The following is a 25,617-nucleotide window of genomic DNA, read 5'->3' on the forward strand; positions in this document are numbered from 1 at the left end:
TTTAGAATGAAAAAGTATAGGTGATAAAAATGATAGCAACGAAGGATATACGTATAGAAAAAGATTTTTTAGGTGAAAAAGAAGTACCAAGTGCAGCTTATTATGGTGTACAAACATTACGTGCCGTAGAAAACTTCCCAATTACAGGATACCGCATTCATCCATCACTCATTACAGCAATGGCAATTGTGAAAAAAGCGGCGGCACTTGCGAATATAGATACTGGTTACTTAGCTAAAGACATTGGACATGAAATTGCAGAAGCAGCGCAAGAAATTGTTGATGGAAAGTTTCATGATCAATTTATCGTGGATCCTATTCAAGGCGGAGCCGGAACTTCTATTAATATGAATACAAATGAAGTAATTGCGAATAGAGCGTTAGAGCGTATGGGATATGAAAAAGGGGAATATGCGAAAATTAGCCCAAACACTCATGTGAACATGGCTCAATCAACGAACGATGCGTTTCCAACAGGGATTCATATTGCAACTCTTATGATGTTAGAAGAGCTTCTTATTACAATGGAAGAACTTCATTCTGCTTTTCGTAAAAAAGCAAAAGAGTTTGATCACGTTATTAAAATGGGACGCACACATTTACAAGATGCAGTTCCAATTCGCCTTGGACAAGAATTTGAAGCGTATAGCCGAGTGCTTGAGCGTGATATAAAAAGAATTAAACAGTCTCGTCAACATTTATATGAAGTGAATATGGGGGCGACAGCTGTTGGTACAGGATTAAATGCAAATCCTACGTATATTGAACAAGTGGTAAAACATTTAAGAACGTTTAGTGGATTCCCACTTGTTGGTGCAGAGCATTTAGTTGATGCAACGCAAAATACAGATGCATACACAGAAGTATCTGCAGCGCTTAAAGTATGTATGATGAACATGTCTAAAATTGCAAACGATCTTCGTATTATGGCGTCTGGTCCACGTGTTGGGTTAGCTGAAATTCAATTGCCAGCACGTCAGCCAGGTTCATCGATTATGCCAGGAAAAGTAAATCCAGTTATGGCAGAAGTAATTAACCAAGTCGCATTCCAAGTCATCGGAAACGATCATACAATTTGCTTAGCATCAGAAGCAGGACAATTAGAGTTAAACGTAATGGAGCCTGTGCTTGTATTTAATTTAATTCAATCTATAAGTATTATGAATAACGGATTCCGTGTATTCCGTGAATATTGTATTGAAGGAATTACAGCAAATGAAGAATTGCTGAAGCAATATGTTGAGAAAAGTGTTGGAATTATTACAGCAGTTAATCCTCATATTGGTTATGAAGCAGCATCGCGTATTGCACGTGAAGCAATTGAAACAGGAAAGTCTGTTAGAGAGTTATGTTTAGAACATGGTGTACTGACAGAAGAAGAATTGGATATTATTTTAGATCCATTTGAAATGACACATCCTGAAATTGCTGGAGCTTCTTTATTAAAAAATAAAAAAATATAATGTGAAAAACACCGATCCATTTGGATCGGTGTTTTATTTTTAAAAGATATTAAACACAGCGTTTAATTGAAGTAAGCTAATAACAGCTAAGAAGATTAAACTGTATTTCATTGCTGTTTTAAATAGAGCAGATTCTTTACCAACTAGTCCAACTGCTGCACAAGCAACTGCTACAGATTGTGGTGAAACCATTTTTGCCATTGTACCACCTACTACGTTTAGGGCAACGAGTGTAGAAGGAACGATGTTTAATTGGTCTGCTGTTACTGCTTGAAGTGGTGCGAATAAAGAACCACTTGAAACTACTGAACCTGTAATGAATACGCCAATCCATCCTAAGATTGGAGAAAGAATTGGGAATGCATTACCAGTAGAAGAGAATGCAAGTCCAAGTGTAGATGACATACCAGAGTAGTTCTCTACGTAAGCTAAAGCGATAACGCTACAAATTGTATATACTGGAGCTTTTAATTCTTTCATTGTTTCAATCATTAATTCTTTAACCAGTTTACCTTTTACGCGGTAAACGATAAGTGAAACGATAATTGCTAGTACAATCGCAGTAGTTGTAGAAGAGAATACATCGAATTTGAAAACAGCTGCGAAAGGTGTATCAGCTTTTGTAATTGGTGTAGTTTTCATAACAGCATTATGAAGACCAGGGAACTGAATGTTAAATACTAAGTTTGCTAACGCACCATCTGGAGCAAATAAAGCTTTAATCGGTTTTAAGTTAAAGATTGTTACAAATGCAGTTAAGAATACGAATGGAGACCAAGCATATAAAATTTGATTGAATGTATGTGATACTTTAGTTTCTTGTTTTTCTTTTTTAGTAGAAGATTTTGGTTGCCAAACACGTAAGAATAATGCAAGAGCAATCATACTTACAACGGCTGCGAAAATGTTAGTAAGTTCTGCGCCTAAGAAGTAAGTTACAGCGAACTGAGTAATTGCGAAAGAAACACCACTTACAAGAATACCTTGCCAAGTTTCTTTAATACCTTTAATTCCATCGACCATTGAAACAAGTAAGAAAGGTAAGATGATACTAATGAAAGGTAAAATAAGAACAGTTTGACGACCAATAGTTAATGCGTCAAGTTCAGTTAATTGTGCTGGTACTGTAACTGGAATACCCATAGCACCCATAGCACCACCAGCAATATTAGCTACTAAACAAATACCTGCTGCTTTTAATGGATTAAAGCCCATACCCACGAGTAGTGCAGCTGTAATAGCAACTGGAACCCCTAGACCAGCTGCGCCTTCTAAGAAAGCACCGAAAGAATAAGCAATTAATAATACTTGTAAACGTTGATCATTTGTAATGCTTGAAATACTATCGCGAATAATATTGAATTGCTCTGTTTTAACAGTTAATTTGTAAAGGAAAATTGCGGCGATAACGATAGTACAAATTGGATAAAATCCAGATAAAACACCGAATCCAGCAGATGCTACAGCTACTGTTGCTGGCATTTTATAAACAAATATTGCAAGGATAATAGCGACAATCACACTATAAAGACCAGCCATGTAACTTTTCATTTTGAATCCCATTAAACAAATGATGAAACAAAAGATTGGAAGTGCTGCGATTAGTGCAGATAACCAAATATTGTTTAATGGATCATAAATTTGTGTCCAAGTACTCATAATAATGACAACTCCTATCTATTATATGTGAAGAAATTCACATTATTTGTGAAACTATTCACAATCAACTTACATGCTTAGTATATTCTCCTTCAACACTATTGTCAACGTAAAAAAGTATAATTATTCCATAATAGTGTTAAAAGAAAAGCTTTGTTCATAAAGTAGACAAAAAACACACTCAAATGAATTTAAGTGTGCTGTATAAATTATTTGCATATTATTTTGCTTATTCAGATGGCATGTTCCCTATAGGTGTATATTAGATGCCGTCTCTTATCCCGCATTAACGGGCAGTAAGACCCACACCTCAAAATTTAGCGGATGCAAAGAAGTTAGGTGGGGATCGGGCTGCCCGTAAACGCCTGGTTGGTGAGGGCTGATAATCAGTGGGGATGAACAAAACCCCCACTGATTAAAGTTTGATATATGCACTTATCTGTCCTGTTTGATTTAGTGAGAGAGGAACGGTGAGTGGATTTAATAGGAAGTTTTTCACAACAATTCAACCGCTTGCAATACGAATAAAAAATAAGAAATGAATTTTTAATACCATATCATCTCTTTTTACTGAAAATTCCTTTTAGCGTAACAAAGAGGTTAAGTATAGTTCAACTACATTACGATAGGTTATCAATTATAGACGATATTTTACAATACCGTTACTGTGCATTTCAATGAGGTGAAAATATAACAAAAAGCTTGATAAAACAACGTTTGCAAGCAAAGTATTCGTAGGCCATTATTTTGCTTTTTCGTTATATCATATAGTATAATATTCAAAATCAGCAAGGATTTTTTCCTGAATTTTTGCTGATGAAGATGGAAAAATTTTTCGGCTTTATAGGTTGATAAAGTTATGTCGTAACAGGAAATATAAGAACAGATATATAAATAAATAAAAAGAACATAAAAACGCAAATAAAAACGAAAATGAGGGGAACTTTATGAACCAAAATCAATTCGAATGTCGTATTTCAGAAGAAGATGTACAAATGTTAAGAGCGTTAGCTCACCCACTTCGTCTACGTCTAGTAATGGAACTTATGCAAAGAGGAACATGTAATGTAACACAACTACAGGAAGTATTAGAAATTCCGCAATCAACGGTTTCACAACATTTAACGAAGTTAAAGCAAAATAAAGTAGTGCGCTTTGAAAGACGAGGATTAGAAGTGTATTATCAAATCCATAATGATAAAGTAAGTGCGGTAGTAAAAACATTATTTTCTTAAAATTTGAATATTATGGAAAAAGACGTGTAGAATATACGTCTTTTTTTATTTGTCAGAAAGGTAGCGAGAGAGTAAATATTAGCATGTGAGGAAGAAATGACTATCAATCAACATGCTGCCTTACGGAATATATTCTAAAAGGAAAAGAAAAAATAGAAAGGAGTGTAGTAAGCAAAAGGAGGAATAGTAGTATGGATGTAAAACGTGTGAAACAAATCTTATCTTCTTCAAGTAGCATTGACGTTACATATGAGGGCGTACCAGTATGGATTGAGAGCTGTGACGAGCAGAGTGGAGTTGCTCAAGTGTATGATGTATCTAATCCTGGAGAAAGCGTTCACGTGAACGTGACGGCTTTAGAGGAGAAGTAATAGAAAAGACGCTTCTAAAATTAGAAGCGTCTTTTTGTTATTCCATCATACTCGCAACTTTTTTAGAGAAGAGAAGGAGTACAAGTCCTAAGACGATAACGATAATACCGATACTTGCAAATACTTCAAGGTATCCTAATGATTGTGTAAAGGAAGCAAGTTTACCAGCTAACCAGTTAGCCATACCCGTACCAGCTAACCATACTCCCATTAGTAATGATGCTAATTTTACAGGAGCAATTGCACTTACCATTGATAGACCGATTGGTGATAAGAATAACTCACCAATTGTATGGAAGAGATAAGTGATAACGATGAATAATAAATTCGCTTTGACAGTTATATCTGCTTCACTACTTCCAGTTTTTAGAACTGCTAATGTTAAAACAAGATAACCTATACCTAGTAAAATCATACCAAATGCCATTTTTGTTGGTACTTTTAAATCACCGCGTTTTGTTTTAGAAAGTTTTAACCATAGCATAGATACAAATGGTGCAAGTAGTACGATGAATGCTGGGTTAACTGATTGGAACCAAGATGTTGGAACTTCCCAACCGAAAATTGTACGATCAACAAATTTATTTGTATAAAGTGTTAGAGAACTACCAGCTTGTTCAAATCCTGCCCAGAAGAATACTACGAAACAAGTTAAAATTACAATTGCCCAAGTACGATTTTTCTCTTGTTTTGTTAAAGGTTTCTTTTCGACTACAGGTTGATTTTTTGATTTTTTGCCGACAACTGTTGTTCCTGCTTTACCAAGGTAACGAGGAGCTAATAAGTTGAAAACAATTTGTCCAATAATCATACCGATACAAGCTGCTAAGAATCCGTATTTATATCCCATTACAATAACGCCATTAGCGCTTGTTTTAAAGAAATCTTCTGCTAAAAATCCACAAATAAGTGGAGCAAAGAAAGCACCTACGTTAATACCCATATAGAAGATAGTAAATGCACTGTCACGACGTGAATCATTTTCGCCATACAATTCACCTAACAGTGTAGAAATATTTGGTTTGAAGAATCCATTACCAATAACTAATAGTATTAATCCAAGGAATAGTCCTGTTTTTGTATTCATTGAGAATAGTACAAAGTTGCCGATTGCCATGATGATTCCGCCGAGAGTAATGGCATGACGTCTTGTGATATAATGATCCGTTAGCCATCCGCCTATAATTGGCATGAAATATACTGCCGCTGTAAAAGTACCATATAATTGCACTGCGACTGCCTTATCAAATCCTAACCCGCCACTAACAGCAGCAGTTGTTAAATAAAGAACTAAAAGGCCACGCATTCCATAATAACTAAATCTTTCCCACATTTCTGTTAAGAACAACAAGTACAACCCTGGTGGATGTTTTTTTGGTGATTGTTGCTCTCCAGCTTTGTCTAATTTTAAAGCTGCATCCATTTTTGTTTCCCCCTAATCCTGTATAACGGATATTTATGTAATCATTTTAATTTACAAAATATTTAGAAGTCAATAGAATTATATGGAAATAGAAAGAAAATTTCTAAAAAAGTTCTATTTTTCTTCGACCGTTACTGTATTTTGCCCTGAAAACGAGATGATAAGCGTTTTCAAATGTAATAATTGAATTCTAAAAGAAAATAAAATAGTGATTAATCAGAAAATTTAGATTAAAATATTTATTCTTATATAAAGAAAATATATTCTATTTACTTTCCCAATATAACATATTGGGAATAAAAATACAAAACGAAATAATGTGACATTTAAGTGAATTGAAAAATAACCAGCTCCATAGAAGGGAGCTGGTTAAGGAAATATTATTTAACAAAGCGTTTTTCGATGTCATCTAATAGTAGGTTAGCGGCCATTACGCCACCAGCTGTATTCCAAATAACGTCGTCAACTTTGTATGCTTTACCATTTTTTACTGCATTTAAATTTTTAAATAGCGGATCATTAATATATTCTTTTTCTAATTCAGATCCTTTTTTCTCATTTCCTTTATCGAATGTGAAGTAGAATAATACGTCACCATCCATTGCAGAAATACGCTCTTTAGATACGTTACGCTCTGCAAAATCATCTTTGTTTTGATCTCCAGGACGTTTAAATCCAAGTTCTTTTAAAATAACACCAGAGAATGTATCACCATGATAAATACGAACATCACCAGGCATGAAACGAACCATAGAGATTTCTTGATTTACTTTATCGCCAAGTTTGCCTTTTAAATCTTTCATACGTGATTCGTAATCAGCTACAACTTTTTGACCTTCTTTTTCTTTATTTAATGCTTTTGCATAAAATTTGAAGTTATCTTTCCATTCACCACGTAATGTTTCTGAGAACACAGTAGGTGCAATTGCTTTTAGTTGTTCGTACACTTTTTCGTGACGCATTTTGTTACCGATAATTAAGTCTGGTTTTAAAGAAGCAATTGTTTCAACGTTAACTTGTCCTTCATCACCAACAACTTTTACATCTTTCATTTTATCCTTAATATGTGGATACCATGGGTCACCAGTCCAAGACTTTACAGCACCAACTGGTTTCACACCTAATTCAAGTAAAGCTTCAGTTCCTTCATTTGTCAAGATAACTACACGTTTTGGATTAGCAGGAACCTCTGTTTTACCCATTGCATGTTCTACAGTAACCACTTCTTTTTTATTATCTTCTTTTGTAGATTCTTCTTTGTTACTTGATTTTCCACAAGCGCTTAAAAGCATTGAAAATGCTAGTAAAAATACAAATACTGTAAACGATTTCTTCCGCATGAAATTCATTATGTACCCCCTACATGTTGAGAATATTTTTCAATAGCAAGCATGATATTAAGCCTTTATCTTTTGATTGTCAATACATATGGATGAAAATAATTCTCATTTCCGTTGACAATAAGAATTAAGTTGAAATACACTAACAACGTATCATTATACATTGAAGGGGAAACGCTGCATGTTATTAAAAACAAATCGAGCAAAATGGATTGGATTATTTGTTGGAATCATTGCAGTCGTTATTTGTATTTGGGGAAGTATTATTTTCGGATATACAAATACGAGTTGGAAACTAGCATTGGATGCTTTTTTCCATTTTAACGGTTCCAATGAACATATTATTATTCAAAATGTACGTCTGCCTAGGGCGTTAATTGCAGCTAGTGTTGGTGCTAGTTTAGCCATTGCTGGTTGTCTTATGCAAACTTTAACTAAGAATCCACTTGCTTCTCCAGATTTTATTGGATTAAATTCAGGTGCTGCGTTCTTCATAGTTGTAGCAATTGTAATCTTTTCAGTAACATCATTATCAGCTTTCACATGGATCGCCTTTTTAGGAGCGGCGGTTGCAGCTGTACTTGTATTTGCTTCTAGTTCTTTAGGAAAAGAAGGGACTACTCCTCTTAAGTTAACGTTAGCAGGGGTCGCAATTAGTGCGTTATTTTCATCATTAACACAAGGATTACTTGTGTTAAATGAAAAAGCACTTGAAGAGGTATTATTTTGGCTTGCTGGATCTGTGCAAGGGAGAAAGTTAGAAATTTTACAATCTGTATTCCCATATTTATTAATAGGATGGATTGCATCTCTTATGATGGCAGGGAAAGTAAATACATTGATGATGGGAGAAGACGTCGCGAAAGGACTTGGACAACGAACAATTTTAATGAAATCATTCGTGTTACTTATTATTGTACTGTTGTCTGGTGGTTCAGTTGCGGTTGCTGGTCCAATTGGATTTATTGGAATTATTACTCCGCATTTTGCTAGATTTCTTGTTGGAGTTGACCACAGATGGAGAGTACCTTATAGCGGATTGTTAGGGGCAATACTACTAATATTGGCTGATATAGCAGCAAGATATGTCATTATGCCACAAGAAGTACCAGTAGGAGTTATGACAGCATTTATTGGAGCACCGTTCTTTATTTATATTGCACGTAAGAGAGGGCTTAGCAAATGAAGAAATATATTCCGTTTCGTATAGGAAAAGGCGAGCTCTCGTTTTTAATGTATAAACGAGCTTGTCTCGTCTTGTTAAGTTTACTAGTTGTTTTAATAGGATTATTCTTTGCGAGCGCAGGTATGGGAGACATGAAAATTGCTCCTTATGACGTATGGCAAGCAATTACCGGAAATGGCGATGCGATGTCAAACATGGTTGTAAATAAGTTTCGTATGCCGCGTATTTTAATTGCTATCCTCGTAGGAATTGCGCTCGCGGTAGCGGGCTGTATTTTACAAGGGCTTGTTCGAAATCCACTTGCTTCTCCTGATATCATCGGGATTACGGGCGGGGCAAGTGTCGCAGTTGTATTATTTTTAGCGCTATTTAGTGATAAAAATAATGCACTAACGGTAAGTATTCATTATATGCCGCTCGCAGCTTTTGCAGGAGCAACGATTGTAGCGGTTTTTGTATACTTATTTGCATGGCAAAATGATGGATTATCACCAATTAGTCTCGTTTTAATTGGTGTTGGATTTTGGGCATTAACGAAGGCTGCGACAACATTATTTATGTTGCTAGCACCAATTTATCAAGCGAGCCAAGCAAATGTATGGATTACGGGTACCGTTTACGGCTCTTCTTGGCAAAATGTTATGGTACTTGCGCCTTGGGTTCTCATTTTAACAGTAATATCATTTATCGCAGCTAGGCATTTAAATGCACAAGAGCTAGGGGATGATATAGCGGTAGGACTTGGGGTTCCTTTAACGAAGTCGCGTGTATTTATGCTATTACTTAGTACAGCTTTAATTGGTGGTGCGGTAGCTTTTGCCGGAGGGATTGGATTTGTCGGTTTAATGGCACCTCATATTTCACGAAGATTGGTTGGTTCTTTATACGGTGCATTACTCCCAGTTGCAGCTATTGTTGGTGCAATTCTAGTACTTGCTGCAGATTTAATTGGGCGTACAGTTTTCACACCACTTGAAATTCCAGCAGGGGTATTTACATCAGCAATTGGTGCACCTTATTTTATTTATTTACTTTATAAAAGTCGGAATTCATAAAGGGAGATGAATATGCAAAAAGCATTGGAGACGAAACGTTTGACGTTGTCTTATGGTGAAACAATTATTATTGATGAGTTGAATTTAGAAATTCCAAAAGGTGAAATTACAATCTTTATCGGTTCCAACGGTTGCGGGAAATCAACTTTATTACGTTCACTAGCTAGATTATTAAAGCCAACAACTGGTGACATTTTGTTAGATAATCAAGCTATTCAAAGTATGCAAACGAAGCAAATTGCTCGTCAAATGGCGATTTTACCGCAAGGACCACAAGCACCAGAAGGACTTACAGTATTACAACTTGTAAAGCAAGGGCGTTATCCATACCAAACATGGCTGAAGCAATGGTCAGAAAAAGACGAGGAAATGGTACAGAAAGCACTTGCAGCAACAGGTATGACAGAATTTGCTGAGCGTAATGTGCATGCTCTTTCAGGTGGGCAACGTCAACGTGCTTGGATCGCAATGACACTTGCACAAGATACAGATATCATTTTACTGGATGAGCCCACTACATACTTAGATATGACTCACCAAATTGAAGTGCTGGATTTATTATTCGAATTAAATGAAACAGAACAAAGAACAATTGTTATGGTATTACATGATCTGAATTTAGCATGCCGCTATGCAGATAACATTGTAGCAATTCAAGATAAACAAATATATGCACAAGGTAAACCTGAAGAAGTGGTAGATGAGAAACTAGTACGTGATGTATTCCGAATGGAGTGTCAAATTAGTACGGATCCGTTGTTTGGAACACCGCTTTGTATCCCGCACGGAAGAGGAAGACGTGTAGTTAAAGAAGTTGCTCAGGCAATGAGATAAAAAACGATGAGTGATTCATCGTTTTTTTTATTTGGTACAAGAAAATAAGAGGAAGAGAGGAATACGTAAGCGACGTTTATACTCTTCTTCCTCTTGAAAATAGGTTGGATTTGGTGTAGCTTCTTTTAATGATGTAATGGTAAATCCGGCTTGCTGTAATAATGTGAAATACTCTTCCGTTGTACGATGATATTTAATAACTTCTTGGTCAATCCATGGTTCAACCCGTTTGCCTAGTTTAAAGTAATCATCGACGAGCCAACTCGTTCTTTTACCACTTGTTTGTAAGCTTTCAAATGAAGAAGTAATAACGGGATGTTGAACGCTAAAGGTAAAGGTGCCATTTGTTTTTAAAGTTTGAAACACATTTTGAAAAATGGTATCAAGATGTTCAATATAATGTAAGGCAAGTCTAGATGTTACTAAATCAAAAGTGGAAGAGGGGTAGGTATAATCTTTGAGGTTTAAAAAATGAACAGATCCATTTTTATTTTCTAGTTGTTTTTTAGCTTTTTCATACATAAGTTCGGAGCCTTCAATGCCGGTGTAAGAGTAGCATCCCTTCTCTAATAATTCCGCACCAAACTTAGCGTCACCACAGCCTAAATCGAGAATTTGTTTTCCTTGCACATGACCAATGAGCTGAAAGAATACTGGTTTTTCAATGGATTCATTTGGGCTATTTTCTCGGTACCTTCGTTTCATATATTGTTCGAAAAATGCTGTGTTATTGTATACATCAGATTCTGTAAATGCCATGTTTGAAGCCTCCCCAAATATTTTTTTTATTCTATCAAATATGAAAAGTAAATGATAGATTTATTGTAATGAATCATATATAATCTAAAATTGTAAGCGGTTACTTTAAACTATTTTTCTATAATAAATTCTGAAAACGTGTTAAGCTAGTAGAGGGATTATTAGAACTATTAAGATAATAATCCGCTTACACGAACGATGGGAGGCTTCACGATGTCTAGTAAAACACTTGCGAAATTTTTAGAAGAAAATTTAGAGGATTTAAAATCAAAGGGGCTTTATAACGTAATTGATCCGCTTGAGAGTTCAAATGGACCGATCATTACAATAGGCGGAAAAGAATATATTAACTTATCTTCAAACAACTATCTTGGATTAGCAACAGATAGCCGTTTGCAAGAAGCAGCAATTGGTGCTATTCATAAGTACGGTGTTGGAGCAGGAGCTGTTCGTACAATTAACGGTACTTTAGATTTGCATATTAAGTTAGAAGAAACAATTGCAAAGTTTAAACATACAGAAGCAGCAATTGCTTATCAATCAGGATTTAACTGTAATATGGCAGCGATTTCAGCTGTTATGGATAAAAATGATGCGATTCTTTCAGACGAATTAAATCATGCATCTATTATTGACGGTAGTCGTCTATCAAAAGCAAAAATTATTGTTTATAAACATTCTGATATGGAAGATTTACGCCAAAAAGCAATCGCGGCGAAAGAATCAGGTCTTTACAATAAATTAATGGTAATTACAGATGGTGTCTTTTCGATGGATGGAGATGTTGCAAAACTACCAGAAATTGTTGAGATTGCAGAAGAGTTAGATTTAATGACATACGTAGATGATGCACACGGTTCAGGTGTACTTGGAAAAGGTGCAGGAACTGTAAAGCACTTCGGTCTTTCTAATAAAGTTGATTTCCAAATTGGTACATTATCAAAAGCAATTGGGGTAATTGGTGGATATGTAGCAGGGAAACAAAACTTAATTGACTGGTTAAAAGTTCGTTCACGTCCATTCTTATTCTCTACAGCATTAACACCAGCTGATGCAGCAGCTTGCATGAGATCAATTGAAATCTTAATGGAAAGTACAGAGTTACACGATCGTTTATGGGAAAATGGCCGCTACTTAAAACAAGGATTAAAAGAACTTGGCTTTAACATTGGGGAAAGTGAAACGCCAATTACACCTTGTATTATTGGGGACGAAGTATTAACACAAGAATTTAGTAAACGTCTAAATGAAGAAGGTGTATACGCAAAATCTATCGTGTTCCCAACTGTAGCAAAAGGAACAGGCCGCGTTCGTAATATGCCTACAGCAGCTCATACGAAAGAAATGTTAGATGAAGCAATTCGTAAGTATGAAAAAGTAGGAAAAGAAATGGGCATCATTTAAGTAACGACATCTTTTGAATAGCTTGCAAATGAGGAGTGGGGAAAATGAAAAAAATTCTAGTAACCGGTTCTTTAGGGCAAATTGGTTCTGAACTAGTAATGAAACTTCGTGATGTATACGGCGCATCAAATGTTATTGCAACAGATATTCGTGAAACAGATAGTGAAGTAGTAACGTCTGGTCCATTTGAAACGTTAGATGTAACAGATGGACAAAAACTACATGATATCGCAAAGCGTAATGAAGTAGATACAATTATTCATTTAGCAGCTTTACTTTCAGCAACAGCAGAAAAAAATCCGTTATTCGCATGGAACTTAAATATGGGCGGACTTGTAAATGCATTAGAAGCAGCTCGTGAATTAAACTGTAAGTTCTTCACGCCAAGTTCTATCGGTGCATTCGGTCCATCGACGCCAAAAGATAATACACCGCAAGATACAATTCAGCGTCCTACTACGATGTATGGGGTAAACAAAGTAGCAGGAGAATTACTATGTGATTATTATCATCAAAAGTTTGGCGTAGATACGCGCGGTGTCCGTTTCCCAGGTTTAATTTCTTACGTAGCTCCTCCAGGAGGCGGAACGACTGATTATGCAGTTGAAATTTATTATGAGGCGATTAAAAAAGGTGTATACACCTCATACATTGCTGAAGGAACGTACATGGACATGATGTATATGCCTGATGCTTTACAAGCGATCATTTCATTAATGGAAGCTGATCCAAGTAAGCTAGTGCATAGAAATGCATTTAACATTACGGCAATGAGTTTCGAGCCAGAGCAAATTGCAGCATCAATTCGTAAACACATTCCGACGTTTACAATGGATTATGCAGTAGATTCAGCTCGTCAAACAATCGCTGATAGCTGGCCAAACTCTATTGACGCAACTGCAGCAATGAAAGAGTGGGGCTTTAAAGCAGAATACGATTTAGACAAAATGACAACGGACATGTTGGCTAAGTTAAAAAAAAAGCACACAGCTGAGTTAGTGATGAATTAATAGGAAGAGCTGATTCTTAGGAATTGGCTCTTCCTTATTTTTGAGGGAGAGAAGTCTTATGCAAAGAGTTGACGTCGTATACGCACTAATACATAACGAAGAAACAGATAAAATATTAATGGTACATAATGTGGAACAAAACGTTTGGTCATTGCCAGGCGGGGCTGTGGAAAAAGGTGAAATATTAGAGGAAGCACTAATAAGAGAAGTGAAAGAAGAGACAGGTTTAATTGCTACGTTAGGTGGGCTTGTTGCGATCAATGAAAAATTCTTTGAAGAATCAGGGAATCATGCACTATTTTTTACATTCCGAGCGAATGTAGTAAAAGGTGAACTTATTGCGGAAGATGAAGGTGAAATTTCTGCAATAGAGTGGATAGATCGAACAATTGCGAATGAGCGCTTCCCATACTATGACGAAGGATTTGAATCGTTATTAGAAGTAGGCATTCCATACAAGTTTCAACCAGAAACAAAGTAATTGAACGGAAAAACAGGAGCCACAAGGCTCCTCTTTTCTATTCAATCGTCTTCAGTAATAATTTTTTCAGTAATGGTTTAATCTTCAATCGTAAATCTTCAGCATGATTTGCAACTAAGAAGTGATGGTTATAAATGTTCTTCATTAATTGATAAGTTGCTTCTTTCGCTTCACCTTCTTCGATGAAGATTCCGATTACTTCCATACCACTTTTACGAGCAAGTTTGACAGCTTCATGCGTATCTAAAATACCGTCTTGTTGATAATCTAGCGCAGAAGGCTCACCATCTGTGAAGACTAGTAAGAATTTATGTTTCTCAGGTCTTTTTGCAAGCTTTTCAGAAACGATACGAATAATATATCCGTCGCGGTTATCTTCTTCTTCACGAAGTTGCATAATTTCCGGACCAACGTTTGGTAACGTTGAGTTTTTATAATTTACAACTTCATGGATAACGTTCGGCTTATCTTCAGGTTTAGCGCTAGAGGCATCTTCCCAAAATCCGCTAATAGCGTGCGGGATTTTTAAAGATTTTAAAGCTTCATGGAATAGTACAACACTCTTCTTCGTTTCTTCCATTTTGTTATACATAGAACCAGAACAGTCAACTAACAGTTGGAATGCAACATCGAGTTCTTGTGACTCTTGTCCTTTTTTATAAAACATACGCGGCTGTTTTTCGGTATAAATACGAAGGAATTTTTTGCGAAGTCTTCCATAATATTTATCACTATTCGCATTCGTTTTATTTTCAATCGTTTTTTCGATAATTTTCTTTAATTCTTTTACATCTTTATTGACGACTGATTTGATAGCTTGGTAATCTTTTTTCTCATCGATATTTGCTTTGCGAGCTTCTTTAAATGTATGAGAAGCACCTACATTATACTTACCGTATGCACCGTCGTGCTGGCTAGAAGCGTGTGAAGCCCTTGCTTCTTCTGTATCAGCGCCATCAAAGTTGGATTGTGTACTTTTTTGAGAGGTACCTTGTACAGAACCAAGTGCTTGGTCGCCATCTTCTGATTCACGAGCAGTATCGCCCATCATGTTTGTTTTTGTTCCGCTTTCTAATTCAAAGCGTAAAAAGTTCTCGTTTTCGTTATTTTTATTTTCACGATGCCATGTGGAGAAACTTTCATCCATTTTGTTTTTATTTTCATCGTCATCTATAAGCTGCGTATCATCATTTGCTAAATCTTCGACGCGACAGTTTTTTTCATCTGCAAGGACAGATAAGTAAAGTGGAGCATGCCCGAAATAGTTGTTAAGCATATCACTTTCAAGAAGCGCCTCTAAGCGATAGCGAATTTTCTCAACGATATACATAATATCTTCTGTATTACGTGCTTGGAATGTTTCATGTAAAATTGCTTCAATTTTCTCGAAATATTCATTATTGAACATTTCATATTTATCGCTCGTTAATGAAAGATAGCATAGGCAAAATAGACGATCACCGTGATAATTACGAACGCGGTTTATTTCATTTTGAGAGCCGAAATAATTGCGGTACATTTCTTTTCGGCGTTTAAAAATATGCTTCGTGCCAGGACGTAAGTTCTTTACGATTTCCTCAACGCGTAAATCTTCTAATAGAACAAATAATTGTGTTAAAAACTTTTTTAGGGGCGATTCTTGCAATTCAATCGCATAAGAACGAATTAAAGTCATGTCCGAGTAATGTTTATTACCAAGTGCTTTTAAGAACACTTCGCTTTTTAATCCGATTACTGTATCTTCTTCTTTTCGATCATCCCAAAAGTGACTAATGACAACTTTCTTTTCAATTTCGTCGTAGTATGCTTTATAGCCATATTCAAGATAGGCATCGTCTTCTTTTAGAAGGGCATACATTAAGTTTTCCATTTGTAGAAACAGCGACGCATCAATTTTTTTGTCACTAAAAATTTGTCTCATAAATTATCCCTCAAAGAAATAACTTTCTGCTAATTCACGGACAGTCATTTGTTCTGTTTCATCATTAAGTTTTGCAATTATGCTTCGTTCAATAGCTCGCATAACAGGAATATATACACCTAAATCACATGCGTCGATAATACCACGAATACTTGCTGCTTCTTCACTTACACGTCCATCGCGAGCTAAAGGCATAAGGTCGCTTGCAAATGCAACAAACTTTTCAATTGTTGCAACATCATTTAATTTTGATTCTGCTAATAATAGTTCTTTTAATGTGTCACCTTGAATATAAGGAACTTCAATAATAACGAAACGGTTTTTTAATGCTTCATTTAGTTCACTTGTTCCAACGTAACCTTCGTTAATCGCAGCAATTACACGGTATTCGTCATCACCGTATACAACCTCTTGTGTAAATGGGTTTGTGATCATTTTACGGTAATCTAATGCACCGTGAAGTAGCGGTAAAGTTTCAGGTTTTGCCATATTGATTTCGTCAATATATAGGAAGTGACCGTTCTTCATTGCTTTCATAAGAGGACCGTTCACGAATGAAACTTCAGATGCACCATCTTTCGTTTGTAGTGTGTTGTATCCTAAAATACCTTCTACATCTAAGTCGACAGAGCAGTTAATGCTATGCATTGGTTTTTGAAATAAAGAAGAAAGAGTTTCCGCTAGTACTGTTTTACCACTACCAGTCGGTCCTTTTAATAGAATGTTCTTGCCAAGAAGAAGTGCTGTAATCGCATCTCCGATAATGCTGTTATCAGATGCTTTATATATTTTAGTACCGATTAAATGAGCATTTTCACCAGCTTCTTGTTTATTCTTTTCATGAATCGTAGAAAGCTGCTGTTTTAAATCAGAATGTATATGAAATTGTTCTAACATGTATTTCCCACCTAACATTATTTTCATAAAGTAATACATCTTATGATAACTTGTTTTAATATGGTATGCAAAGAAAAGGAAGGAGGATAAAGGGAAAAGAAAAAGCAATCAAGATGAAGTTGATTGCTTACAGTAAAGGAGAAATGAGCCTCATGAAAGACTCCAATATGCGTTTTTTTATACTTCTTTTTTGGAAAGAGTTCCATTTAATTTCAGTTGAATGTTTAAAATCTTCTTCAAAATCACGTTTAATATCTTGAACTGTTTTTGATTCATAAAGTACGCTAATAATTTCGTAATTCAATTCAAAGCTACGTACATCCATGTTCGCTGTACCGATAGTTGCAATTGTATCATCAACGAGTACAATTTTTGCATGCATAAAACCATCTTTATAACTGTAAATAGAAGCACCAGCTTTTAAAAGCGGAGTGAAATAGGATTGAGATGCTTGATCACTAATGATGCTATCACTTTTACCTGGATATAAAATCCGTACATCTATTCCGGCAATTGCACTTAAGCGTAATAATGTTAAAGTTTCTTGATCTGGAATAAAGTAAGGTGTAGCGATCCAAATAGATTTTTTTGCAGAGCCCATAACAGCTAATAATGTATTACGAATACTTTTATCATCGGAGCTTGGTCCGCTTGCTACGATTTGAACAGCACCTTCTGCATTTGAAATCTCTTTACCTGGGAAGTATTGTCTATTCATGAATTGATCCCAGGAATAAGTATTTAAACCACTAGAGGCATAGAGCCAGTCTTCTAGAAAGATTGCTTGTAATTTATATAATGCTTTTCCCTCTATTTTTAAATGACTATCACGCCAAACGGGGAATTTCTTTGAACGGCCAAGATATTCATCACCGACATTGAGTCCTCCGGTAAAACCAATTTCTCCATCTACAATAACGATTTTTCGATGGTTACGATAATTGACAGTTTCAAGTAACCAAGCTGAAAAAATAGGGTCAAATTCTACAATTTCAATCCCAGCTTCTTTCATAGGTTGCAAAAATCTTCTTCTTAACGTATTACTTCCAAGGCCATCATAAAGGAAGCGTACAATAACACCATCTTTTGCTTTTTGTATTAAAGCATCTCGAACTTTTGTACCAATTTCATCAGATTTATAAATGTAGTATTGAATATGTATATGATGTTTTGCCTGTTCTATAGCTTGCAAAATCTCTGAAAATGTTTGATCTCCGTTTGTTAAAAGTTTTGTAGTTGTTCTATCTGCGGCAGGACCGCCTCCAAATTTTTGTATGACTTCTGTTAAATGCATGGAACGTTCATTTAGTGGGACTGTGAGTAATAACTCTAGTCTTCTTCCTTCTAATATTTCACGGAATAATTTTCTTTGTTCTTCTGAACGATGGAGATGTTTTTTTCTTCTCCAGCGGCTGCGCCCGAAAATAGCGTATAAAAGCACACCTATAATAGGAAGAAGTGCTAATACTAAAAACCACGCTAATGTACTTTGTGGAGATCTATTTTCTATAAAAATAACGAATGAAATTCCTACGATTGTAATGGACCATAGAGCACCGACAAATGTATATAACGAAATATACGATGTATTTAATAGGAACAGAACGATAGATACAATTGTAAATATTAATAGTAATTGAACGATAGGCTTCTTCATTTCTATATAATTCCCCTAATCTTTTTTCAATATAGACTTCTTAAATAGAAGATGTAATATGACATCTTTATTATAAGGTGTTTTGCTTTTTTTACAAAATATAGACATATCACCTATACTTTCCGCATTTGTCCTACATACAGTGTACTATCCCATTTTTTATCTCACTCTTAACGCATATGAAAATGAAAAAATCGAAAAGGAGCGGAGAAACATGCATTATATAGAAAACAATGGATTGTACTATCGGAATCATCATCATGGAGGACACAATCATGGTGGGCACAATCATAACGGCGGACATCATCACCATGGAGGACACAATTACCATGATCACCATCATCATCACGGAGGCGGATGGGGCTGGGGTGGTGGTAGTTCATGGGGAGGCGGATTTTTCCCTGGAAGCTTTGCGGGAGGAGTGTTAGGTGGACTGACAGCTGGCGCATTAACGGGTACAGCAAGTGGAGGGTATTATCCAGCTCCATATCCAGTAACTTATCCATCACCATACCCTGTAACGTATCCAACGCCATACCCAGGTTATCAGCAAATACCATATTCGTATTAAACTAAAAAAGAGGCTACCCTCTTTTTTAGTTTAATACGGTATTTATTTATAAAATACTTCCAAAATTAAGGTGAAAATATGTTAATATTTTGTTATTGTAATTCAAAAACATATACATTAATGTAGATTTTCATATTATTATTCGTGAATAATTATGTAGTATGGTCTAATTTCTATTTTGTTATTAAAGAGTAAAGAGATCTGATGTGAATGGTATTAGTTAGAAACAGGGCTTGGATAGAGCCACTTAAAAGGATTGCAGTATAATAAGGTGCGAAATAATTAGGGAGATGAGAAGCTACTAGTTATAATTGAAACGGTATAATATTGCTTTTTATTACAAATAATATTATGTTATTTTAATCGGTCTATTTAAAAAGATAATTTATGTAATGGGCTAGTATTAGAAAATGAAATATCTCTATTTCTATGAAGAGAAACAGGTTGTGTTTTAGTCAGATAGGAAGCAAGGAGAGATGCGCATGCTAGAACAGAGAGGTCATGCATTATATGACTCTTCATTGCGAGATTTAAAGTTAGCATTAGATGAGTCTTCAATTGTTGCAATTACAGATCGAAAAGGTCTTATTACATATGTAAATGATAAATTTTGTGAAATCTCTAAATACAAAAGAGAAGAATTAATTGGAAAAGATCACCGTATTTTAAATTCAGGACATCATCCGAAAACCTTTTTTCAAAACTTATGGAAACGTATTTTGAATGGGAAAGTATGGACAGGTGAGATTCGGAATCGAGCAAAAGATGGTACATATTATTGGGTCAAAACAACAATTGTTCCATTTTTAAATGAAAAAGGAGAGCCATACCAGTTTATCGCAATTCGAAATGATATTAGTAGTAGAAAAGAAGCGGAACATAGATTGCGGCTAAGTGAAAGTCGTTATAGGGAACTTGCCTATCATGATGCTTTAACGAGTTTGCCGAACCGTTTGCAATTAATAACGACCGTTAATAAATTGATTGCAGATAAAAAAGAATTTGGTATGATTTACTTTGATTTGGACCGTTTTAAATTAGTAAATGATACGTTAGGTCATATGATAGGGGACTTACTTTTAAGCGAAGTCGCTTCACGGTTGCATTATGTACTAGGAGAGAAAGATGTTCTGGCTAGGCTAGGTGGCGACGAATTTGTGCTGTTAACAAAAAATCATAGGCAAGATGATATGAGTCAGTTAGCGACATCTGTGTTGTCATGTTTTCAGGCACCATTTATATTGGAAGGCCATGAAGTATACATTTCAGCTAGTCTAGGACTTTGTTCTTATCCACAAGACGGACAAGACGTGGAAACGTTATTGAAAAACTCTGACTTAGCTATGTATAGTGCAAAAGAACAAGGTAGAAACGCTGCATGTTTCTTTACAGATGAGCTACGCGCGAAAATAAATCGTAGAATGAAAGTTGAGTTTGCTTTGCAAAAGGCAATTCGTGATGAAGAGTTAGATGTAGCATTGCAGCCTATTATTGATTTGAAAACGAAGAGATATTCTGGTATAGAAGCTTTAGTACGCTGTATGACAGAAGACGGACCCATTGCACCAAGCGAATTTATCCCGGTAGCTGAAGAGTCTGGACTTATTATAAAGCTAGGAGACTGGGTATTAGAAAAATCGTGCCGATTGTTTAAAACATTGCCAAATTATCAAGAAGGGCTAAAGTTATCTGTGAATTTATCTATACAACAATTAATGCAGAAACGTTTTATTTTGTCTGTACGTAGCATTTTAAAGAGAACTGGTTTTCCTCCGAACCGTTTAATATTAGAAATAACGGAAAGCATCGCAGTCCGCCATTTTGATTATATTATTGCTACATTACAAGAATTAAGAAATATGGGTGTTTTAATTGCTTTGGATGATTTCGGAACTGGCTATTCTTCCTTATATTATTTAAAACAACTACCACTGGATATTGTAAAAATTGATCGTAATTTTATTCGTGAATTTCATTATGATCACGCGCAACCAGAACGAACAATTGTAAAATCTGTTATTGAAATTGCTCATAGTTTAAATTTAGCAGTAGTTGCTGAAGGGGTAGAAACAGTAGAGCAAGAGAGTTTGTTACAATCAATGAGCTGTGATTATGTACAGGGATTTTATTATGCGAAACCTTTATCTGTAGGAGAGTTAAAAGAAAAGTTAATTACAGATTTTTAATAAAAAAGAGAAGCCAGCAGCTTCTCTTTATTTAATCCGTTTTTTGTGAGTCTTTCATTAGTACTGGATAAAGAATAAGACCTAATACGAACAATCCAATTCCTAAGAAGAACGTTTTTAAATCAGCAGTTCCCGTTTTGATAACCCAAATTGAGTATACAAATGCTAATGTAGTGATGATCCCGTCCTTTATTCGAGAACCAGGCATTATATCATACGTTTCTCCTGTAATAACCAGTTTGAATTGGTACAGAGTAGAAACTAGGTATGGAATTAAATAGGCTAATGTTGCTACGACAATAGCGAAACTATAAGCTTCTGAAACAGTACCAGAAATCGTTGAAAATAAGAAAATTTGCGTCATTACATTTGTAATCAATAATGATTTTGAAGGACTACCTTTTTTATTTGTTTTCCCGAAAAACTTAGGGAAAAGTCCATTCTTTGCTGCCTGGTAAGGTACTTCTGAACTAACAACAATCCAGCCAACTGTAGATCCAAATAAAGATATAAGAGCGAGTAAAGCCATTATATATGCGCCTTTATTTCCAATTGCTAAATTTAATGCGTCTACTAATGGTTTTTGAGACTCTTTTAAAGCATCTTGCGGAAGAGCTCCCATTGTAAGTAAAGTAATTGACATGTAAATAAGAAGAGCGATAATTAATCCGAAAATCGTAGCTTTTTTTACATCGCGCTGTGATTTTGCACGATTAGAAAGCATAACTGCTGATTCAATACCGATAAATGCCCAGAGTGTTGCAATAGCAGCTGAATTGATTTGTCCGCCTAACGAGATGGATTGTCCTGCTTCATTCATAAAGGTTTGACCGTCTCCGAAATTAGAGGCATTGAAAATGAATAATGTAATTACAATAAACATTGTAAATCCGATAATTTTTGCAATGGTAGCAAGTAGATTCATATTTCCAGCTCGATCAATATTTTGAGAAAGAATATATTGAATTCCCCACAGCATAAGGCTACATACGAGGAAAGTTAATCCTTTTCCGAGTTCTAGTGAAAATCCGTTTATTGAAAAAAGAATTTGCTTACTTTGTAAAACTGGAAAGAATGTTGATAAATATCCAGCAAAGGAAATAATAACAGATGCTGTTGCAGCCCAGTTAGCAGCCCAATATCCCCATGCCATACTATATCCTGCAACTTTACCAGCTTTTTTTGAAGGAAACATCGCTTGAGCGTAGCTTTGTGGTCCAGCTTTTAATTCTGGTTTCCGAATCGCTAAATTTCCAAATACAAGTGCAATCATAAATACGCCAAGGCCTGTAATACTCCATGCGAGTGTAGAACCCATTGGACCTGATACTTGTGCTAAATTTGCTGGAAGCATAAATACGCCACCGCCAACCATATTCCCGATAACAAATGCTGTTAAAACCCATAATCCCCATTTTTTCGTTTCCATTTTTGTTAACTCCTTTGTAGTAAGTTTTGCTTAAACATCATTTTTTACTAGCTTTTTGACAATAAAAAAAGAGCCATGTAGATAAAAAAATACCTACATGGCTCTTTCGCCAAAGCGTAGGTACAACGGGAATAACCCTTGTACCTACGCGTAATTTTTCCGCTAGGTTTCAAGGGTTACGTATGATGATGATGTTTTTGTGCAAATGTAACTACATTTGTTGTATAAGTAAGCATAGTTCTTTGCTCCCTTTCTCCTCTGATTTTGAAGTTAGTATACTACATGTTTTTTTGAATGAAAAGAAAAATATAAAAATTTTTATAAAAATACGTTTTAAAGATTAAATATTTACCTATATTTTTCTTGTACTGGAAAATAAGTGAGAGATTGGCAGAAGAGTGAAGCATGTTATAATACATATAGAATTAGAAGGTGACAAGGGGCTATTGTAGATGATGAGTAAGTATGAACAAATTTATACAGAAATCAGTAAATCTATTGATAATAAACAATTAAAAGAGGGATGCAAAATCCCATCAGAAACAGAATTAATGAAGCAGTATGAGGCAAGCCGAGGGACGGTAAGAAAAGCTGTAGATTTACTGCAAGAGCGTGGATATGTGCAAAAAATTCATGGAAAAGGTGTTTTTGTTTTAAAGCGAAAAAATATTGAATTTAATTTTGGCGGTATTGTAAGTTTCCAAGAAGAAAATGAACGTTTAGGACGTCATTGTATTACGGAAGTTGTGGAAATGGACAAAGAAAAAGCCACAAAAGAAATTGCGAAATTATTAAATGTAAAAGAAAAAACAGAGATTGACCATATTAAACGTGTACGAAATATTGATGGAGAAAAAGTAATTTTAGATATAAATCATTTTGTATCTGAGTTTATTCCAGGGTTAACGAAAGAAATTGCAACGGCGTCAATTTATAAATACATCGAGAAAGAATTAGGGCTACATATTAGCTATTCACAGAGGGTAATCGAAGTACAGTCATGTACAGAGGATGACAGAAAGTATTTAGATTTAAATGGAACAGACTATGTTGTCGTTGTGAAAAATTTTACACATTTGTATGATGGAAGTCAGTTTGAATATACAGAATCACGCCACCGTTTAGATATTTTTCACTTTTCGGATGTGGCACGCAGGAAGTAAAGAGGTGGAACAAAATATTGTTTCATCTCTTTTTTTTTATAAAAAAAACACAAACTCGTATATACGAGTGTTGACTAACTTATATATACGAGTTAATATGTAATTGTAAACGGTATCAAAAAAAGAAAAGAGGGACGGGAATATGGGGAAAGACTATCGTAAAACAGCAGAGGAAGTGTTGCAGTATATTGGAGGGAAAGACAATATTGAACAAGCTGCACATTGTGTGACGAGGCTCCGTATCGCTTTAAAAGATGAAAGTAAAATAGATAATGATAAATTACAGTCTGTTTCATTAGTGAAAGGGGCGTTTCATAACGCTGGGATATTTCAAATTGTAATTGGTCCAGGGGATGTAGATCGTGTTTATGCGGAATTGATAACGCTTGCAGGTATGAAAGAATCGACTGTAGCTGACGTAAAAGATTCCGGGAATCAGAAGTTAAATCCAGCTCAAAAGTTTGTAAAAATATTTTCGGATGTATTTATGCCAATATTACCAGCGATCGTAACAGCTGGTTTGCTAATGGGTATTAACAACCTATTAGGCGCAAAGGACTTATTTTTTGATGGGAAAAATTTATTAGATGTTTATCCGAACTTAGGCGGGCTTTGGGATTTAATTAATATGATGGCGAATACAGCATTCGTATTCTTACCAGCACTTGTCGGTTGGTCAGCAACGAAGCGTTTTGGTGGTAGTCCGATACTAGGGATTGTTATGGGATTAATGCTTGTGCATCCAGCCTTATTAAACGCGTGGGACTATGGAAAAGCAGCGACTGGTTTAGACGGACAAAAGATTGAGTACTTCGATATTTTAGGACTGTTCCAAATTGAGAAGGTAGGATATCAAGGTCAAATTTTACCTATTTTAGTAGCTGCATTTGTGTTAAGTAAAGTAGAAGTTTTCTTAAAGAAACATGTACCAAATGCAATTCAATTATTAGTTGTACCAATTACAACAATCGTTGTGACAGGTGTGTTAGCATTAGGAATTATCGGTCCGGTTACACGTCATATTGGAGATTTATTAACAGTAGGATTAGTAGGTGTATATGAAACAGTACCAGTAGCTGGAGCAGTATTGTTTGGAGCATTATATGCACCGCTTGTAATTACAGGTATGCATCATATGTTTATTGCAATTGATTTACAATTGATTGCACAGCACGGTGGCACATTTATTTGGCCGATGATCGCTCTTTCTAACATTGCGCAAGGTAGTGCGGCACTTGCGATGTTCTGGATTTCTAAAAATCAAAATGATAAAAGTATGGCATCTACATCAGCAATCTCGGCATATTTCGGTATTACAGAGCCAGCTATGTTTGGTGTAAACTTACGAAATAAATTCCCGTTCTATGCAGCGATTATTGGATCGGCTATTGCAGCTATATTTATTACGTTAAATGGTGTATTAGCACCTGCTATCGGAATTGGCGGATTACCAGCATTTATTTCTATCATTCCGAAATCGATTCCAATGTTTATTGTCGGAATGATTATCGCAGTTGTAATTCCATTTACGTTAACGTGGTTATTTGCAAAACGAGTAAAACAGAAGTAGGAG

General features: G+C 35.5%; 21 protein-coding genes. 13 read left to right on the plus strand and 8 right to left on the minus strand.

Annotated features, from left to right (window positions below):
• The first annotated feature begins 29 nt into the window (after nt 1–29).
• Entirely contained in the window at nt 30–1,463 is a 1,434-nt protein-coding gene (gene aspA / locus MHI26_RS03090) for an aspartate ammonia-lyase (RefSeq protein WP_000562136.1), read from the plus strand.
• Nucleotides 1,464–1,502: 39 nt separating this feature from the next.
• Here the strand turns inward: aspA and MHI26_RS03095 are convergent, their stop codons facing one another.
• Nucleotides 1,503–3,122 (minus strand): L-lactate permease, encoded by a 1,620-nt coding sequence (locus MHI26_RS03095; protein WP_061668101.1) that lies wholly within the window; start codon nt 3,120–3,122, stop codon nt 1,503–1,505.
• A gap of 947 nt (nt 3,123–4,069) precedes the next feature.
• Between MHI26_RS03095 and MHI26_RS03100 the strand changes: the two genes are divergently transcribed.
• Complete coding sequence (locus tag MHI26_RS03100; RefSeq protein ID WP_001075219.1) at nt 4,070–4,357, plus strand: ArsR/SmtB family transcription factor; 288 nt, start codon at nt 4,070–4,072, stop codon at nt 4,355–4,357.
• Between the two features lie 191 nt (nt 4,358–4,548).
• Nucleotides 4,549–4,728: an acid-soluble spore protein H gene (locus tag MHI26_RS03105; RefSeq protein WP_000382688.1), complete on the plus strand. Its 180-nt coding sequence runs from the start codon at nt 4,549–4,551 to the stop codon at nt 4,726–4,728.
• A 37-nt stretch (nt 4,729–4,765) separates the two neighbouring features.
• Here MHI26_RS03105 and MHI26_RS03110 read toward each other — a convergent pair whose 3' ends face one another.
• Together MHI26_RS03110 and MHI26_RS03115 are read right to left on the minus strand one after the other, a co-directional pair.
• A complete protein-coding gene (locus MHI26_RS03110) occupies nt 4,766–6,151 on the minus strand; it encodes a peptide MFS transporter (protein WP_000338329.1) in 1,386 nt (461 codons plus the stop codon).
• Nucleotides 6,152–6,531: 380 nt separating this feature from the next.
• A complete protein-coding gene (locus MHI26_RS03115) occupies nt 6,532–7,500 on the minus strand; it encodes an ABC transporter substrate-binding protein (protein WP_001010281.1) in 969 nt (322 codons plus the stop codon).
• Nucleotides 7,501–7,672: 172 nt separating this feature from the next.
• Between MHI26_RS03115 and MHI26_RS03120 the strand changes: the two genes are divergently transcribed.
• The 3 genes from MHI26_RS03120 to MHI26_RS03130 are packed head-to-tail and all read left to right on the plus strand — an operon-like array spanning nt 7,673 to nt 10,566.
• A complete protein-coding gene (locus tag MHI26_RS03120) occupies nt 7,673–8,677 on the plus strand; it encodes a FecCD family ABC transporter permease (RefSeq protein WP_000925232.1) in 1,005 nt (334 codons plus the stop codon).
• Entirely contained in the window at nt 8,674–9,732 is a 1,059-nt protein-coding gene (locus tag MHI26_RS03125) for a FecCD family ABC transporter permease (protein ID WP_061668102.1), read from the plus strand. Before MHI26_RS03120 ends, MHI26_RS03125 begins: the two co-directional genes overlap by 4 nt.
• A 12-nt stretch (nt 9,733–9,744) precedes the next feature.
• Entirely contained in the window at nt 9,745–10,566 is an 822-nt protein-coding gene (locus tag MHI26_RS03130; protein ID WP_061668103.1) for an ABC transporter ATP-binding protein, read from the plus strand.
• A gap of 27 nt (nt 10,567–10,593) precedes the next feature.
• Here MHI26_RS03130 and MHI26_RS03135 read toward each other — a convergent pair whose 3' ends face one another.
• Nucleotides 10,594–11,325: a class I SAM-dependent DNA methyltransferase gene (locus tag MHI26_RS03135; protein WP_061668104.1), complete on the minus strand. Its 732-nt coding sequence runs from the start codon at nt 11,323–11,325 to the stop codon at nt 10,594–10,596.
• Nucleotides 11,326–11,538: 213 nt separating this feature from the next.
• Here MHI26_RS03135 and MHI26_RS03140 point away from each other — a divergent pair, with 213 nt between their 5' ends.
• Genes MHI26_RS03140 through MHI26_RS03150 form a run of 3 tightly spaced genes read left to right on the plus strand, consistent with a single transcriptional unit; the run spans nt 11,539 to nt 14,220 of the window.
• Nucleotides 11,539–12,729 (plus strand): glycine C-acetyltransferase, encoded by a 1,191-nt coding sequence (locus tag MHI26_RS03140; RefSeq protein ID WP_000095912.1) that lies wholly within the window; start codon nt 11,539–11,541, stop codon nt 12,727–12,729.
• 44 nt (nt 12,730–12,773) lie between these two features.
• Nucleotides 12,774–13,739: an L-threonine 3-dehydrogenase gene (locus MHI26_RS03145; protein ID WP_061668105.1), complete on the plus strand. Its 966-nt coding sequence runs from the start codon at nt 12,774–12,776 to the stop codon at nt 13,737–13,739.
• Between the two features lie 58 nt (nt 13,740–13,797).
• On the plus strand, nt 13,798–14,220 hold the full coding sequence (locus MHI26_RS03150; RefSeq protein ID WP_061668106.1) for an NUDIX hydrolase: 423 nt from the start codon (nt 13,798–13,800) through the stop codon (nt 14,218–14,220).
• 37 nt (nt 14,221–14,257) lie between these two features.
• Here MHI26_RS03150 and MHI26_RS03155 read toward each other — a convergent pair whose 3' ends face one another.
• From MHI26_RS03155 to MHI26_RS03165, 3 genes are all read right to left on the minus strand, one after another.
• The gene (locus tag MHI26_RS03155; RefSeq protein ID WP_001248841.1) at nt 14,258–16,141 is read right to left on the minus strand and encodes a vWA domain-containing protein; all 1,884 of its coding nucleotides are present in this window, start codon (nt 16,139–16,141) and stop codon (nt 14,258–14,260) included.
• 3 nt (nt 16,142–16,144) lie between these two features.
• The gene (locus MHI26_RS03160; RefSeq protein WP_061668107.1) at nt 16,145–17,038 is read right to left on the minus strand and encodes an ATP-binding protein; all 894 of its coding nucleotides are present in this window, start codon (nt 17,036–17,038) and stop codon (nt 16,145–16,147) included.
• 127 nt (nt 17,039–17,165) lie between these two features.
• Nucleotides 17,166–18,695, minus strand: coding sequence for a cardiolipin synthase (locus tag MHI26_RS03165; protein WP_061668108.1), 1,530 nt, complete (start codon nt 18,693–18,695; stop codon nt 17,166–17,168).
• 214 nt (nt 18,696–18,909) lie between these two features.
• Between MHI26_RS03165 and MHI26_RS03170 the strand changes: the two genes are divergently transcribed.
• Together MHI26_RS03170 and MHI26_RS03175 are read left to right on the plus strand one after the other, a co-directional pair.
• Nucleotides 18,910–19,266 (plus strand): hypothetical protein, encoded by a 357-nt coding sequence (locus tag MHI26_RS03170; RefSeq protein ID WP_061668109.1) that lies wholly within the window; start codon nt 18,910–18,912, stop codon nt 19,264–19,266.
• Between the two features lie 482 nt (nt 19,267–19,748).
• A complete protein-coding gene (locus MHI26_RS03175) occupies nt 19,749–21,452 on the plus strand; it encodes a putative bifunctional diguanylate cyclase/phosphodiesterase (protein WP_000893347.1) in 1,704 nt (567 codons plus the stop codon).
• 31 nt (nt 21,453–21,483) lie between these two features.
• On the opposite strand, the gene MHI26_RS03180 is transcribed toward MHI26_RS03175, so the two are convergent.
• On the minus strand, nt 21,484–22,881 hold the full coding sequence (locus MHI26_RS03180) for an amino acid permease (protein ID WP_000448446.1): 1,398 nt from the start codon (nt 22,879–22,881) through the stop codon (nt 21,484–21,486).
• A gap of 452 nt (nt 22,882–23,333) precedes the next feature.
• Between MHI26_RS03180 and treR the strand changes: the two genes are divergently transcribed.
• Together treR and treP are read left to right on the plus strand one after the other, a co-directional pair.
• Entirely contained in the window at nt 23,334–24,044 is a 711-nt protein-coding gene (treR, locus tag MHI26_RS03185; RefSeq protein ID WP_000987243.1) for a trehalose operon repressor, read from the plus strand.
• 142 nt (nt 24,045–24,186) lie between these two features.
• Nucleotides 24,187–25,614 carry a PTS system trehalose-specific EIIBC component gene (gene treP / locus MHI26_RS03190; protein WP_061668110.1) on the plus strand — a complete coding sequence of 476 codons (1,428 nt, stop codon included), beginning with the start codon at nt 24,187–24,189 and terminating at the stop codon, nt 25,612–25,614.
• Nucleotides 25,615–25,617: the final 3 nt, after the last annotated feature.

This window comes from Bacillus sp. FSL K6-1218 (assembly GCF_038006445.1).
Lineage (GTDB): Bacteria > Bacillota > Bacilli > Bacillales > Bacillaceae_G > Bacillus_A > Bacillus_A thuringiensis_S.

Excerpts from the sequence above, each read along its gene's own strand:
- MHI26_RS03140 (WP_000095912.1), top strand. The coding sequence starts at position 11,539 with ATGTCTAGTAAAACACTTGCGAAATTTTTAGAAGAAAATTTAGAGGAT.
- MHI26_RS03145 (WP_061668105.1), top strand. The coding sequence starts at position 12,774 with ATGAAAAAAATTCTAGTAACCGGTTCTTTAGGGCAAATTGGTTCTGAA.
- MHI26_RS03155 (WP_001248841.1), bottom strand. The coding sequence starts at position 16,141 with ATGAGACAAATTTTTAGTGACAAAAAAATTGATGCGTCGCTGTTTCTA.
- MHI26_RS03160 (WP_061668107.1), bottom strand. The coding sequence starts at position 17,038 with ATGTTAGAACAATTTCATATACATTCTGATTTAAAACAGCAGCTTTCT.
- MHI26_RS03175 (WP_000893347.1), top strand. The coding sequence starts at position 19,749 with ATGCTAGAACAGAGAGGTCATGCATTATATGACTCTTCATTGCGAGAT.
- MHI26_RS03125 (WP_061668102.1), top strand. The coding sequence starts at position 8,674 with ATGAAGAAATATATTCCGTTTCGTATAGGAAAAGGCGAGCTCTCGTTT.
- aspA (WP_000562136.1), top strand. The coding sequence starts at position 30 with ATGATAGCAACGAAGGATATACGTATAGAAAAAGATTTTTTAGGTGAA.
- MHI26_RS03130 (WP_061668103.1), top strand. The coding sequence starts at position 9,745 with ATGCAAAAAGCATTGGAGACGAAACGTTTGACGTTGTCTTATGGTGAA.
- MHI26_RS03180 (WP_000448446.1), bottom strand. The coding sequence starts at position 22,881 with ATGGAAACGAAAAAATGGGGATTATGGGTTTTAACAGCATTTGTTATC.
- MHI26_RS03150 (WP_061668106.1), top strand. The coding sequence starts at position 13,798 with ATGCAAAGAGTTGACGTCGTATACGCACTAATACATAACGAAGAAACA.
- treP (WP_061668110.1), top strand. The coding sequence starts at position 24,187 with ATGGGGAAAGACTATCGTAAAACAGCAGAGGAAGTGTTGCAGTATATT.
- MHI26_RS03165 (WP_061668108.1), bottom strand. The coding sequence starts at position 18,695 with ATGAAGAAGCCTATCGTTCAATTACTATTAATATTTACAATTGTATCT.
- MHI26_RS03170 (WP_061668109.1), top strand. The coding sequence starts at position 18,910 with ATGCATTATATAGAAAACAATGGATTGTACTATCGGAATCATCATCAT.
- MHI26_RS03105 (WP_000382688.1), top strand. The coding sequence starts at position 4,549 with ATGGATGTAAAACGTGTGAAACAAATCTTATCTTCTTCAAGTAGCATT.
- MHI26_RS03120 (WP_000925232.1), top strand. The coding sequence starts at position 7,673 with ATGTTATTAAAAACAAATCGAGCAAAATGGATTGGATTATTTGTTGGA.
- MHI26_RS03100 (WP_001075219.1), top strand. The coding sequence starts at position 4,070 with ATGAACCAAAATCAATTCGAATGTCGTATTTCAGAAGAAGATGTACAA.
- treR (WP_000987243.1), top strand. The coding sequence starts at position 23,334 with ATGATGAGTAAGTATGAACAAATTTATACAGAAATCAGTAAATCTATT.
- MHI26_RS03135 (WP_061668104.1), bottom strand. The coding sequence starts at position 11,325 with ATGGCATTTACAGAATCTGATGTATACAATAACACAGCATTTTTCGAA.
- MHI26_RS03115 (WP_001010281.1), bottom strand. The coding sequence starts at position 7,500 with ATGAATTTCATGCGGAAGAAATCGTTTACAGTATTTGTATTTTTACTA.
- MHI26_RS03095 (WP_061668101.1), bottom strand. The coding sequence starts at position 3,122 with ATGAGTACTTGGACACAAATTTATGATCCATTAAACAATATTTGGTTA.
- MHI26_RS03110 (WP_000338329.1), bottom strand. The coding sequence starts at position 6,151 with ATGGATGCAGCTTTAAAATTAGACAAAGCTGGAGAGCAACAATCACCA.